This is a genomic window from Leifsonia sp. McL0627 (genome assembly GCF_058244615.1).
This window is the reverse complement of record NZ_JBZCGM010000006.1, coordinates 626,554-639,673: the sequence shown is the minus strand read 5'-3', so window position 1 is coordinate 639,673 and position 13,120 is coordinate 626,554. Positions and strand designations below refer to the sequence as shown.

The window sequence follows — 13,120 nt, the reverse complement described above, 5'->3', positions numbered from 1 at the left end:
TGCCCGCTCGACGCCGGGTGTGCAGCGGCTCGGCGCTTGCTCCGCCCCCGCCGTGCGTCACACCCGTTCGGTCAGCGCCAGCAGCACGGCGGGGACGCTCGCGGAGAGCCGTTCGGAGAACTTGCGTTCGTCGCCGGTGAGCAGCGCGCGGGCCTCGGCGTTCGCGCACAGCTCCGCGATCACCCTCACCGCTTCCTCCGGGTCGATGGTGAAGCGGCGGTGCGCCGTGTCCAGCGCGTCGACGACGATCTCGGTGAGCTCGGCGAAGAAGCCGTCCTGATAGCGCAGGAAGTCGGCCGCGATCGTCTGGTCGCGCATCGCCAGGAGGAGGAATTCGGACTGGACGAGCCACCAGCGGCGGTCGTCGGACTGGAGTTCGAGCACCTTCGTGACGATCTCGATGACGACGTCGTCTCCGAGGGTCGCGCCGTCCTCGACTTTGGGAGCGAGGTACTGGGCGACACCGGCGTTCAGCTGTTCGATGCGCATGGTCTTCTCGCGCTCCATCAGCGCGAAGAACAACTCCTCTTTGGTGGAGAAGTTGGAGTAGAAGGCTCCGCGGGTGAACCCGGCGGCCTCCGTGATCATCTCGACACTCGCGGCGTGGACGCCGTGCTCGGCGAAGATGTCGAACGCTGCGTCGAGCAGACGCGAGCGCGTCTTCTGGCGGCGCGCGGACTCGGCCGGCGCCTCGTCTCTGAGAGCTGTCGTTTCCAAGCTGAAACCTTCCTGAATCGAGTTCCAGATACACGAGTGTATCCGATACATTCGGGTATCGGATACGACGGTGTATCGAAACCCGTGCCTGAGCCTTACCCGATCATCTAGGAGAACGTGTGTCCTCGGTTCTGTATTCGATCGGCCGCTGGGCGTTCCGCGCCCGCAAACTCGTCGTCGCCATCTGGATCGTCCTCCTCGTCGCCCTCGGCGGTGGCGCCGTGCTGTTCAACCAGGGCACCGACAACTCCTTCAGCATCCCAGGCACCGAGTCGCAGGAAGCGCTCGACACACTGAGCCGCACCTTCCCGCAGGTGAGCGGCACCTCTGCGCAGGTCGTCGTCGTCGCGCCGGACGGCCAGAAGGTCACCGATCCAGCGGTGAAGCAGTCCGTCGAGAGCACGGTCGGCGACCTCAAGAAACTCGACGGCGTCTCCGGCGTGATCGACCCGTACGGCGACCAGGTGAAAGGCTCCATCTCCGACGACGCGTCCGCCGCCATCGTGACGGTGCAGCTCGCCGGCCAGATCACCACGGTGCCCGCCGAGACCAAGACTGCACTGCAGGATGCGGGCACAACGCTCCAGAAAGACCTGCCGGCCGGGTCCCAGGTCGCCGTGGGCGGGCAGCTGTTCTCGCAGAGCCTTCCGGCGCTGAGCGTCACGGAACTCCTCGGCGTCGGCATCGCGCTGATCGTGCTCATCCTGACGTTCGGATCGTTCATCGCGGCGGGCATGCCGCTGCTCACCGCGCTGCTCGGGGTCGGGCTGTCGATGGCGCTCATCTTCATCGCCACGCTGTTCGGGCCGATCTCGTCGACGACGCCGCTGCTCGCCCTCATGCTCGGGCTCGCCGTCGGCATCGACTACTCGCTGTTCATCATCTCTAGGCATCAGAGCCAGTTGAAGGCGGGCGTCGATCCGGAGGAGTCCGCCGCGCGCTCGGTCGCGACGGCGGGTTCTGCCGTGCTGTTCGCCGGGATCACGGTCATCATCGCGCTCGTCGGGCTGTCGGTGGCGAACATCCCGTTCCTCACGACGATGGGCATCGCAGCGTCCGCGGCCGTGGCCATCGCCGTGCTGATCTCGCTGTCGCTCACCCCGGCGCTGCTCGGGTTCGCCGGAGCCAGGATCACGCCGGGCAGGCGCGCGGCGAAGCGTTCCGCCGCCGCGTCGCCTGCCGCCGCCGCAACGCCTGCCGCCGCTCCAACGCCCGCCGCGGCCCCGACCCTCGCGCACGCCGCGAAGGCCGACGTGCCTCCCGGGTTCTTCCGCGGCTGGGTCCGCTCCGTCACGCGGTGGCCGATCGTCACCATCGTCGCCGTGGTCACGGTGCTCGGCATCGCCGCCATCCCGGCCGCGCAGCTGCGCCTCGCGCTCCCCGACGCCGGATCGCACGCCGAGGACGACCCGGCCCGCATCGCATACGACCTCATCTCCGAGCACTTCGGCCCCGGATACAACGGGCCACTGATCGTCACAGGATCGATCATCCAGAGCAAGGATCCGGTCGGTCTGATGACGAAGATCGGCGACGAACTCGCCGCCATGCCCGGCGTCGCCGCCGTGCCGCTCGCGACCCCCAACCAGTCGGCGGACACCGGCATCGTCCAGGTGATTCCGACGACAGGGCCAGACTCCGAGAAGACGGCGCAGCTCGTCTCCGACATCCGGGCCAAGCACCAGCACTTCCTCGACACCTACGGCGTCGACCTCAAGGTCACGGGCAACACCGCGGCGCAGATCGACGTCTCCGACCGGCTCGGCGGCGCGCTGCTCCCGTTCGGCATCCTGGTGGTCGGGCTCTCGCTCGTGCTGCTCACGATGGTGTTCCGGTCGATCGCCGTGCCGATCAAGGCGGCGCTCGGCTACCTGCTCTCGGTCGGAGCCGCCTTCGGGGCCGTGACCGTGGTGTTCGAGTGGGGCTGGTTCTCCGACGCGCTCAACGTCGCCAAGACGGGGCCGGTGATCAGCTTCATGCCGATCATCCTGATGGGCGTGCTGTTCGGGCTCGCGATGGACTACGAGGTGTTCCTGGTCAGCAGGATCAGAGAGGACTACGTGCACGGCGGCCACGCCAGGCGCGCGGTCGAGAGCGGTTTCGTCGGCTCGGCGAAGGTGGTGACGGCCGCCGCGATCATCATGATCTCGGTGTTCGCCGCGTTCGTCCCGCAGGGCGACACATCGATCAAACCGATCGCGCTCGGGCTGGCGGTCGGCGTCTTCGTCGACGCGTTCATCGTGCGGATGACCTTGGTGCCTGCCGTGCTCCAGCTACTCGGGGAGAAGGCGTGGTGGATGCCGCGCTGGCTCGACCGCATCCTGCCGTCGTTCGACGTCGAGGGCGACGGCCTGCAGAAGGAACTCGACCTGGCCGACTGGCCGGAGCCGGGCGGCCGGTACATCGCGGCGGCGGACGGCCTGGCGATCAGTGCGGGCAAGCGGCGCCTGTTCTCCGACGTCTCGTTCCGCCTGACCGACGGCGAGGTGCTGGTCGTGCACGGCGATGACCGCACCGCGTCGCTCGCGCTGCTGATGGCCGTCACCGGTCGCACCAAGCCGGATGCGGGAACGATCAAAGTCGCAGGCCTCGTGCTGCCGACCCGCGCGGCCGGTGTGCGCACCCGCACCGCCGTCGTCCGGCTCGGCACGTCGGAGACGCCGGTCGAGGATGTGCGGCGCGCGCTCGCCGGGCATCCGCAGGTGCTCGCCATAGACGCCGTCGACGCGGTCACCGATCCGATCGAGCGGAGGCGCATCCGGTATGAGCTGTCGGATGCGGTCGGCCGTGCGCACATCGACGAGCGGCCGTTCGCGCTCATCGTGAGCTGCGTCGACCCCGAGGGCCTGGACGACGTGCTGCCGGACAGCGTCGAACCGACCTCGATCGTCGTGACCGACCCGCTCGACCGCGACGGCGAGCACACCGCACGCCAGCACGCGGCGGCGCACACCGCAGTCAACACCACCGCAGGCGGCAGCACCGCAGACAGCACCACCGCAGACAGCACCGAGAAGGCGAACGTCCGATGACCACACCGACCTCTCCCCTCCGCCGCCCGCGCTCACTGTTCTCCTTGGAACGGATGCGGTCCGACCGGCGCGTCACCTGGCTCACCATCACCGGACTCCTGCTCGTTCCGCTGGCCATCGGCGGGCTGCTCGTCTGGGCGTTATGGAACCCGACGGAGCACCTCGACCGCGTGCAGGCTGCCGTCGTCAACCTCGACCAGCCGGTGAAGATCAACGACCAGACCGTCCCGCTCGGCCGCCAGCTCTCCGCCGGTCTCCTCAATGGCAAGAGCGACAACTACGACTGGGTGCTCACCGACCAGAAGGATGCGGACGCCGGCCTCGCGGACGGAACGTACGTCTCCGTCGTCACCATCCCGAAGGACTTCTCCAAGGCGGCGACCTCGCCGTCCGGCTCCGCGGCGGACGCCGAGCAGGCGACCATCGACGTGCAGACCAGTGCGAAGTCGAAGCTGGTGGATCCGGCGATCAGCCAGGCCGTCACCACCACGGCCACCTCCGTGCTCAACAAGCAGCTCACCTCCACGTATCTGGAGAATGTGTACGTCGGCTTCAACACGGTGCACGACCAGATCGCGAAGGCGGCCAGCGGCGCGACCGCGCTCTCCGGCGGTGTGTCGCAGCTCGCGTCCGGTGCGCACCAGCTGGGTGACGCCTCCACCCAGTTGGCGTCCGGCGCCTCCTCCCTGTCGAGCGGTGTCGGCCAGCTCGCCGGCGGCGTGTCATCGCTCGCCGGCGGGTTGAGCACGCTGCAGCAGCAGACGGCGGCGCTTCCCGCGCAGACGCAGCAGCTCGCCACCGGGACCGCCGGTGTCTCCACGGGGGTGAACGCGACCGTCGCCGGACTGCAGAAACTGTCAGCGGGATGCGCGGCGATGCACGGCGCGGCCGACCCGATCTGCGTCGGCATCGACCAGACCATCGCGGGGATGACCACCGGCCAGGGCGGCAACCCAAGCCTCGTCGACGCGGCGGGCTCCGTCGCGTCCGGCACGCAGCAGCTCGCCGCGGGGATGCCGGCCCTCACCGCGGGCATCGGGCAGAGCGCGTCGGCGGCCGGGCAGCTCGCCTCCGGGGCGTCGCAGTCGGCGTCGGGCGCGTCCACGCTCGCGAGCGGCGCCCAGCAGCTTGCGACCGGCGTGACCGGGCTCGCGACGGGGGCCGACCAGTCCAGCGCCGGTGCGGCGTCGCTCTCCTCCGGACTCGACCAGGCCGTCTCGAAACTGCCGAGCTACTCCAGCGACGAGCGGTCCAACCTCGCGACGGTCGCCGCGGAGCCGGTCACCCAGAAGAGCACGGACACGAGCGGATTCGGCCAGTCGAGCATCCCGTTGTTCGGGGCGGTCGCCCTGTGGCTCGGCGCACTGGCGACGTTCCTCGTGCTGCAGGCGGTCTCGCGCCGGGCGATCCTGACCACGCGCGCCTCCGGCAGGATCGCGCTCGACGGGTTTCTTCCCGCCGCGGCGATCGGCGCCGTCCAGGGCGTCTTCGTGGCGGGGATCATGCAGTTCGCACTGTCGCTCGACCTCGGGCACTGGTTCGGGTTCGCCGGGGTCGCGATGGCCGTCGGCGTCGCCTTCGCCGCCGTCAACCACGGACTCGTCGCTCTGCTCGGCGGCATCGGCAGGTTCGTGTCGATGCTCGTCGTGGTGGTGACCCTCGCCTCCGGGATCGTGTCGACGGTGCCAGGACTGTTCACCAGCCTGACGGAGTGGTTCCCGACCTCGGCGGCGATCACCGCGTTCCGCGGCGTCGTGGAGTCGTCGGATGGGGTCTGGCGCGGCCTCGGCGGCCTGCTCCTGTGGGCGGCGTTCGGCTTCGCTCTCACGCTGATCGCGGTCGCGCGGCGACGCGTCGTCCGCGTCGCGCAACTCCTCCCTGCGGAGTAGGCCGGCCCGCCCCTACACGGTGGCGGCGAGCGCGAGGGTGGCGAGGACGACCGTGACCGGGGCCACGATCAGACCGAGGAGCAGATAGCGGCTCCAGCGGATCTGCACGTCGAACGCGGTGAGGCGCTGGTGCCAGAGCAGAGTCGCGAGCGACGCCCACGGGGTGATCAGCGGTCCGGCGTTCACGCCGATCAGCAGCGCCACCAGCCGCACGGGCGTGTCCGCCGCCGGTTCGAGTGCGAGGTAGGCAGGGAGGTTGTCGATCGCGTTCGCCCCGACCATCCCGGTCAGCGACAGGCGCAGCAGGGCGAGCGGGGACTCCCCCGTTCCGGAGACGACCGCGAGCAGCTGGCCGAGCCCGACCACGTGCAGCGCCTCGATGAACAGGAACAGCCCGGACGCCAGCACGACCAGCTGCCACGGGATCAGCCCGAACCGGAGCACGCCCCGGCGACGCACCAGGAACACGACGCCGAGCACCACCGCCGTCCCCGACGCGGGCAGCCACACCGGGATCCCGGACACCAGCAACGGGACGAGTGCCACGATCACCGCGGCGCTCCACCAGAACAGCACGGGGTCGTCGATGCGGTCGAGGTCGCCCGTCTCGTAGCGCACCAGCAGCCGGCGCCGGTAGATCAGGAAGATCGCGACGACAGGGACCACGATGGCGACGAGCGCGGGAGCCGCGGTCAGCGCGGCGAACTCCAGCGGGCTCGGGTCGCCCATCGCGTGCTGCGCCAGCAGGTTGGTCAGGTTGGAGACCGGCAGCAGCAGCGACCCCGTGTTCGCCAGCCACACCGTCGTCAGTGCGAACGGCAGCGGGTCGAGACCGGCGTGCCGCGCGAGCACGACGACGACCGGCGTCAGCAGCACGGCGGTGGTGTCGAGCGACAGGAAGATCGTGCTGACCGCTGCGACGGCCGCGACCAGCAGCCAGAGCAGCCACGCGCGCCCACGCCCCCAGCGCGCCGTCTGCTGGGCAACGGCGGTGAACAGCCCCGCCTCCGCCGCCAGCTCGGTCACGACGGTCACGGCCACCACGAACAACAGGATGGGCCATACCCTGTCCCAGAGCTGTGCGGCATCGGAGAGCGGGAGCAGGCCGGTCGCGACGGCGACGATCCCGAGCAGGAGCAGGACGGCGCCGACGATCGCGGTGCGCATCCGTTCTCCCTCCTTCGCCGCCGTGTTCTCGGTCCGGTTCTTCTCGGCGCGGTTCTTCTCCGCGCGGCCCTGCGAGCGTACGCTACGGAACGCACCCGGTAGCGTAAGCCGGGAGCGAAAGGATGCGGATGCGCAAGTTCATCTTCAACGGGGCGGTCATCAGTGCGGTGCTCGGACTCTGGACCACCATCCAGACCACCAGGTCGGGCGCGAGGGACTGGCGCGTCCCGCTGCTCTGGATCAGTGCGGCCCTGTCGCTCGTGATCGCGATCGGCACCGTGCTCGAAGAATCGAAAGAAGCCGAGATCAGCGAGAAATCCCGCTGATCGCACGGCGTGTCCGCGCCGAATCTGAGTTTTCTTCCAGGACACTGGTATTCAACAGTGAGAACAACCTGGAAGGGGTTGGACCATGTTTGGTCGTAGGCGGCACGCCGCCGCGGTTCCGGCGGCCCCGGTTCCACAATTGACGGACGCTCAGATCCTCGAACTCGTCCACGGCAAAGTGGCCGAGTTGATCGGTGAGAACGGTGAATGGACCGTGTCCCGCCGCTCCGCCGACGACACGGACAGCATCTTCCACTCGGTCCTCGCTCAGTCCGTGAGCCTCGACATCACCACCACCCTGATCGACGCCCGTCAGCGCGTCGCCGCCGGTGAGATCATCGCGACGGCCGAACCGCAGCACCTCGCCGCCGATGCGCCCGTCGCCGAGGTGAAGGACACGACCGCTCCGGTCGTCGCCGAGACGTCCGTGACCTCCGAGCCCGTCGACGACACCGCTGAGCCCGCCGCCTTCGGCTGGGAGCCGGCCCCGATCACCGTCTGGACCGACCTGCGCAAGCCCGTCACCGGCGAGATCCCCGCTCTTACCGAGCGTTCCGCCGCCTAAGCCCCACCAACGCCTCCATCGAGCCCAGGCTTTCTCCCGCTGTTCGCGCCGAATAGCAGGAGAAAGGCTGGGCTCGACTGCGTGGAAGCCGGGACGAGGCGCAGGGTCAGCCCAGGGGGTGCCAGGCGGCTGGACCGCGGGAGCCTGCGCGGTAGGAGGTGAGGGGGACCTCGTTCTTGGACCATTCGGTGATGACGGGGGCGACGATGCGCCAGCACTCGACGGCGGTGTCGCCGCGCACCGAGAGCGACGGGTCTCCGTCGAGGATGCCCTCCAGGACTTCGCCGTATGCCAGCAGCTGGCCCGGACCGAAGTCGACAGACAGCGAGGCCCGCTCGATCTCGGTCGGGTCGCCTGGGCCGTTGACGTTCAGGTCGAGTGACATCTCGTCCGGCGCGAGCATGATGCGCAGCTGCGTCGGCTCCTTCACACCCTTCAATCCGGTCGGGATGTGCGGGGCCGGCTTGAACGTGACCACGATCTCGCGCCGCCGCTCCCCCAGCGCCTTGCCCGAGCGCAGCGTGAACGGGACACCAGCCCAGCGCCACGTGTCGATCTGGAAGGTGACCTCGGCGAGCGTCTCGGTCTGGCGGTCCGGATCGACGCCCGGCTCCTTCGCGTACGACGGGACCTTCTCCCCGTCGACCGTCCCCGCGGTGTATCTGGCTCGGCGGCTCGATTCCAGCGGGCTGTCGCCCCAGACGCGCGTCGCCCGGAGCACGGCGCCCTTCGCCTCCCGGATGTCCTGCGCCCCCATGGTCGACGGCGGCTCCATCGCGAGAACGGCGAGCACCTGCAGCAGATGGCTCTGGATCATGTCGACCAGTGCCCCGGCCTTGTCGTAGTAGCGCGCCCTGCCTTCCAGCCCGAGCGTCTCGTCGTAGATCACATCGACGCGGTCGATGTGCTGGCCGTTCCACAGCGGCTCGAAGATGCGGTTCGCGAACCGCAGGCCCACCAGGTTGAACACGGTCGACCGGCCGAGGAAGTGGTCGACCCGGTGGATCTGGTCCTCGGGGACGAGCTTCGCCAGCTGCTTGTTGAGGGCGATGGCGCTGCGGCGGTCGGTGCCGAACGGCTTCTCCAGAGCGAGTGTCGTGCCGGCCGGGAGCGTCAGCTTTTCGAGCGCTGCGCAGGCGGAGGCCGCGATGGCGGGCGGCAGCGCGAAGTAGAGCGCCGGCACGCCGTCGGCCGCATCCAGGATGCGCTGCAGGTCGTGCGGGTCGGTCACGTCGGCGGGGAGGTAGGTGGTGCCGGCGAGGAGTGCCTCCACCGCGGGGCCGGAGCACTTCATCGTCTTGAAGGCCGCGCGGACCACGGAGCGCCAGTGGGCGGTCGTCCAGTCTTCGACGCCGGAGCCCACCAGTTTCACCGACCGCTCAGGGTGATCCGTCAGCAACTGGCCGAGTGCGGGAAGGAGGAGCCTGGACGAAAGATCGCCGCTCGCTCCGAGAATCACGAGAGTGGTCACCTGCTGCGTCATGTCCATCACAGTACGGCCATACTTGAGAACATGTCGCTCCCCATCGAGGATTATGCCCTGATCAGTGATTGCTACACCGGGGCCCTCGTCGGACGGGACGGCAGCATCGACTGGCTGTGCCTGCCGCGCTACGACTCGCAGTCCACCTTCGGCTCCCTGCTCGGGACCGAGGACCACGGCCGCTGGCTGCTCGCGCCCGCCGACCCCGTCGCACACTCCGAGCGCCGCTACGACGGCGACACGATGATCCTCGTCACCACCTGGACCACGGAGGACGGCGAGATCGAGGTGACAGACGCGATGCCGATGGGCGACGGCCGCGCCGACCTCGTGCGCCGGGTGCGCGGTGTGCGCGGCACCGTGCGGATGCGACAGGATCTGCGCATCCGGTTCGGGTACGCCACCGCGATGCCGTGGGTGCGTAAGGACGAGTCGGAGCATCCACCGTCGTTGATCGCCGTGGCCGGCCCGGACGCCATCGTCGTCCGCGGCTCCGCCCTGCGAGCGACGGACCACTCGCACTCCGGCGAGTTCACGGTCACGGCCGGTGAGACCATCGACCTCAGCCTCACCTGGTTCCCGTCGCACCGGGAGCCGCCGTCGGCGCCGAATGTCGAAGACGCCCTGGCAAGGACCCGCGACTGGTGGTCGAACTGGGCGGAGGGCTGCGAGCACGACGGACCGTATCGGGACGAAGTGGTGCGCTCGCTCCTGCTCCTGCGGGCGCTCACGCACCTCCAGACCGGCGGGATCGTCGCCGCGGCGACCACGTCCCTTCCGGAGAACTTCGGCGGCGAACGCAACTGGGACTACCGCTACGTCTGGCTGCGGGATGCGTCGCTCACCATCTCGGCGCTCCTCGCGCACGGCTACGACGACTCGGTCGACCACTGGCGCGACTGGCTGTTGCGCGCGGTCGCCGGCGACCCTGGCGACGTGCAGATCATGTACGGGCTGTCCGGGGAGCGCGACCTCGCCGAGCGCGAGATCACCAGCCTGCCCGGCTACCAGGGCGCATCCCCCGTGCGGATCGGCAACGACGCGTCCACGCAGTTCCAGGCCGACGTGATCGGCGAGGTGATGCTCGCCCTCGACCACGGCCGGCGCAACGGCGTCGCGGAGACGCGGCTGTCGTGGGCGTTGCAGCGGGCGCTGATGGGCTATCTGGAGCAGCACTGGCACGAACCGGATCACGGGATCTGGGAGATCCGCGGGGTGCCCCGGTTCTTCACCCACTCGCGCGGACTGGTCTGGGCGGCGTTCGACTGCGCGATCCGCGCCGTCGACGACCACGGGCTGCAGGGGCCGGTGGAGCGCTGGCGGCAGCGCCGCGACGAGGTGCGCGCGGACATCGAGGCGCACGGCTACGACGCAGAGCGCGGGACCTACGTGCAGTGCTACGGCGCACCGGGCGTCGACGCCTCGCTGTTGCAGCTCGCCCAGGTCGGATACTGCGACTGGAACGACCCCCGGATGCTCGGCACCGTTCGCGCCCTCGAGACCGACCTGATGCGCGACGGACTCCTGCTGCGCTACCGCACCGAGGAGGGGGTGGACGGGCTGCCGCCTGGCGAACATCCGTTCCTCGCCTGCTCGTTCTGGCTGGTCGAGCAGTATGCGCGGTCCGGCCGCATCGACGACGCCACCGCACTGATGGACCGGCTGGTCGCGCTCGCCAACGACGTCGGGATGCTGTCGGAGGAGTACGACGTCGACGGCGCGTCCCAGGCGGGCAACACTCCCCAGGCGCTCACGCACCTGACGCTGGTGCGCGCGGCGGACGCCATCTCCGACGCCGTCGGCGCCGGTCACGGCCCGACCAGGAACGGCGGGCGCGGACGGCGGTAGACTCGGTGACCGTGCTCCCCCTGCGACAGGATGCGTCATGACGGACGCGTCGACCATCGAAGAGACAGAGCTCGGCGAACGCCTCGAGCTCGGCTCCCCTTGGGTGACCATCGTCTGGAACGACCCGGTGAACCTGATGTCGTACGTCAGCTACGTGTTCCAGAGCTACTTCGGGTTCTCCCGCGCCGAGGCGGAGCGGCTGATGCTGCTCGTGCACAACGCGGGACGCGCCGTCGTCGCGACGGGGACGCGTGAGGAGATGGAGCGGCACGTGGAGGCCATGCACGACTTCGGGCTGTGGGCGACGCTCACCAAGGCGGACGCGTGAAGCCGTTCCGGCGCGCGAGGGACGGCGCGATCGTCGCCGTGTTCGAGCGCGAGGAGGCGGACGTGATCGCCCGGCTGGCCGCCGAGTCCGCCGAACTGGTCGAGTCGGTGCGCTCCGGGGTCGACCCAACGAGCGACCCTGCCCTGCTGCGCTTGCTTCCGGACGCCTATCCGGAAGATGCGGAGGCGTCGGCCGAGTTCCGCCGGTTCACCACGGACGGGCTCGCCGAACGCAAGTCGCTGAACGCGGTGACGGTGGTGGAATCGCTGAGCGCGGCGCACGCCTCCGGCAAGGCTGGCAGGGTCGAGGTGCGGCTCGACGCCGATGACGCCTCCGCGTGGATGCGCGCCGTCGGCGACATCCGCCTGGTGCTCGCCGCCCGGCTCGGCATCGTCGAGGACGGCGACGACGGCGAGGTGCACGACGAGGAGTCCGCGCTGCTGCGCGCGATCTACGACTGGCTGGCGTACGTGCAGGACACGCTGGTCGGCGCCCTCATGCCTGGCAAGCACTGAGCCCGGCTCAGACCGGGAAGCGCACCGCCGCTGCCGCCGCCGCACCGCCGGGGATCTCTTCCGCGCGCAGCGCGTAGACGGTCGCCTTGGACGCGAGCGCGCGCCGCAGGATCTCGTCGACGACGCCGTAGTTGCCCGGTTCGTCCTCGTCGGAGTATGTGATCGCCCCGGTCTCCTCGTCGAGGGTGCCTGGCACTCTCCTGTCGATGTCGACGACCAGCGCCTCGACGGCGCCGTAGGTCGCCGCCCTGGCGATGTCGCTGAGGTCGGTGGTCGCCGTCCCCGCCGCCATGCGGGCCTCGAAGTCCGACTTGAGGCGTGCCGCCTTCGCCGCGTACACCGCGTCGAGCAGCAGGCGGGCCTCGGCCGCGAGATCCTCGTTCGTCTTCTCCTCCGGGTTGCCCGTGATGGTCTCGGCGACGAGTCTCGGGTAGGTGTTGGCGTTGCGGAAGATGCCGACGAGGGGTTCAGCGGCGGCGAGGATGAGCGGGTCGGTCGAGTTCGCCAGGATGGGGTGCAACGCACGCTCGATGGCCTGCACGTATTCGAGCATCCGCACCTTCTGGCCCTCTGAGCCTTGGATGCGACCGTCCGGAGCCCTGCCGTTGATGGAGGCGACGCCCGCCGCCGACGCGACGTCTTTCGGCAGCCCGGGTACGTCGATCGTCTGCGCCGGCGCCTGCGGCGACACCTGGATGAGCCGGACGGAGCCCTGCGCGAGCGCGAGGATCAGGGCCGTCTGCGGGAAGGTGACCGTGCGCAGCAGCGGCTTGACGTAGAAACGGTCGGCGATGTCGCAGGAGGAGCCGAGCCGGTTCGGCAGCCGGAACGTCTCGCTGAGGCCGCCGTCGAGGAACACCGCGAGCGAGCGCGATTGGTATCGCCAGAAGTCCCTGTCTTCGAGGATCGCCTCGCCTTCGCGCTGGATGGCGGCGATGCGTGCTTTCGGGATCCCGTCGTCTTCGAGCGTCTTGACGGCCTGCGCCAGGTGGTTCTTCAATTCGATCCGTGCGCGGTCCGCTTCGGCGGGGACCGTGCCGGTCGGCAGGTAGATGGTGACGCTTCCCGGCTGCCGCAGCGCCGCGATCCTCTCGATGTCGGCCTTCGTGGGAATGTCTTTGTATTCCATTTCCGACTCCCTCGGTCGCATGCTGTCCGGTCTCGCCAGTCTGGTCGCGCCCCCTCCCGTTGACAACCCCTGAAAACGCGCCTACGTTAACCTAAACCGGTTTAGACGCAAAGGACGCAAT

Annotated in this window: 11 protein-coding genes; 7 read left to right on the top strand and 4 right to left on the bottom strand. The window is 69.5% G+C overall.

Features of this window, described 5'->3' with window-relative positions; all coding sequences use genetic code 11:
• Positions 1–57: 57 nt before the first annotated feature.
• A complete protein-coding gene (locus AC37TH_RS19020; protein ID WP_490765902.1) occupies positions 58–717 on the bottom strand; it encodes a TetR/AcrR family transcriptional regulator in 660 nt (219 codons plus the stop codon).
• A 119-nt stretch (positions 718–836) separates the two neighbouring features.
• Between AC37TH_RS19020 and AC37TH_RS19015 the strand changes: the two genes are divergently transcribed.
• Together AC37TH_RS19015 and AC37TH_RS19010 are read left to right on the top strand one after the other, a co-directional pair.
• Positions 837–3,749: an MMPL family transporter gene (locus AC37TH_RS19015; protein WP_490765901.1), complete on the top strand. Its 2,913-nt coding sequence runs from the start codon at positions 837–839 to the stop codon at positions 3,747–3,749.
• The gene (locus AC37TH_RS19010) at positions 3,746–5,638 is read left to right on the top strand and encodes a YhgE/Pip family protein (protein WP_490765900.1); all 1,893 of its coding nucleotides are present in this window, start codon (positions 3,746–3,748) and stop codon (positions 5,636–5,638) included. Before AC37TH_RS19015 ends, AC37TH_RS19010 begins: the two co-directional genes overlap by 4 nt.
• Positions 5,639–5,650: 12 nt before the next feature.
• On the opposite strand, the gene AC37TH_RS19005 is transcribed toward AC37TH_RS19010, so the two are convergent.
• Entirely contained in the window at positions 5,651–6,805 is a 1,155-nt protein-coding gene (locus AC37TH_RS19005; RefSeq protein ID WP_490765899.1) for an SLC13 family permease, read from the bottom strand.
• A gap of 128 nt (positions 6,806–6,933) precedes the next feature.
• Between AC37TH_RS19005 and AC37TH_RS19000 the strand changes: the two genes are divergently transcribed.
• On the top strand, positions 6,934–7,131 hold the full coding sequence (locus AC37TH_RS19000) for a hypothetical protein (protein ID WP_490765898.1): 198 nt from the start codon (positions 6,934–6,936) through the stop codon (positions 7,129–7,131).
• Positions 7,132–7,270: 139 nt separating this feature from the next.
• Positions 7,271–7,696 carry a hypothetical protein gene (locus tag AC37TH_RS18995; protein WP_490765897.1) on the top strand — a complete coding sequence of 142 codons (426 nt, stop codon included), beginning with the start codon at positions 7,271–7,273 and terminating at the stop codon, positions 7,694–7,696.
• A 106-nt stretch (positions 7,697–7,802) separates the two neighbouring features.
• Here AC37TH_RS18995 and AC37TH_RS18990 read toward each other — a convergent pair whose 3' ends face one another.
• Positions 7,803–9,179, bottom strand: a complete 1,377-nt coding sequence (locus AC37TH_RS18990; protein WP_490765896.1) for a glucose-6-phosphate dehydrogenase — start codon at positions 9,177–9,179, stop codon at positions 7,803–7,805.
• Positions 9,180–9,209: 30 nt separating this feature from the next.
• Here AC37TH_RS18990 and AC37TH_RS18985 point away from each other — a divergent pair, with 30 nt between their 5' ends.
• Genes AC37TH_RS18985 through AC37TH_RS18975 form a run of 3 tightly spaced genes read left to right on the top strand, consistent with a single transcriptional unit; the run spans position 9,210 to position 11,870 of the window.
• A complete protein-coding gene (locus AC37TH_RS18985) occupies positions 9,210–11,027 on the top strand; it encodes a glycoside hydrolase family 15 protein (protein ID WP_490765895.1) in 1,818 nt (605 codons plus the stop codon).
• Positions 11,028–11,064: 37 nt separating this feature from the next.
• The gene (gene clpS / locus AC37TH_RS18980; RefSeq protein WP_490765894.1) at positions 11,065–11,355 is read left to right on the top strand and encodes an ATP-dependent Clp protease adapter ClpS; all 291 of its coding nucleotides are present in this window, start codon (positions 11,065–11,067) and stop codon (positions 11,353–11,355) included.
• A complete protein-coding gene (locus AC37TH_RS18975; RefSeq protein WP_490765893.1) occupies positions 11,352–11,870 on the top strand; it encodes a DUF2017 domain-containing protein in 519 nt (172 codons plus the stop codon). Before clpS ends, AC37TH_RS18975 begins: the two co-directional genes overlap by 4 nt.
• Positions 11,871–11,877: 7 nt before the next feature.
• Here the strand turns inward: AC37TH_RS18975 and AC37TH_RS18970 are convergent, their stop codons facing one another.
• Positions 11,878–12,999: a baeRF8 domain-containing protein gene (locus tag AC37TH_RS18970; RefSeq protein ID WP_490765892.1), complete on the bottom strand. Its 1,122-nt coding sequence runs from the start codon at positions 12,997–12,999 to the stop codon at positions 11,878–11,880.
• Positions 13,000–13,120 lie beyond the last annotated feature (121 nt).

Coding starts and splice junctions, on each gene's coding strand:
- AC37TH_RS19010 (WP_490765900.1), top strand. CDS start 3,746: ATGACCACACCGACCTCTCCCCTCCGCCGCCCGCGCTCACTGTTCTCC.
- AC37TH_RS19005 (WP_490765899.1), bottom strand. CDS start 6,805: ATGCGCACCGCGATCGTCGGCGCCGTCCTGCTCCTGCTCGGGATCGTC.
- AC37TH_RS19000 (WP_490765898.1), top strand. CDS start 6,934: ATGCGCAAGTTCATCTTCAACGGGGCGGTCATCAGTGCGGTGCTCGGA.
- AC37TH_RS18990 (WP_490765896.1), bottom strand. CDS start 9,179: ATGACGCAGCAGGTGACCACTCTCGTGATTCTCGGAGCGAGCGGCGAT.
- AC37TH_RS18985 (WP_490765895.1), top strand. CDS start 9,210: ATGTCGCTCCCCATCGAGGATTATGCCCTGATCAGTGATTGCTACACC.
- clpS (WP_490765894.1), top strand. CDS start 11,065: ATGACGGACGCGTCGACCATCGAAGAGACAGAGCTCGGCGAACGCCTC.
- AC37TH_RS18970 (WP_490765892.1), bottom strand. CDS start 12,999: ATGGAATACAAAGACATTCCCACGAAGGCCGACATCGAGAGGATCGCG.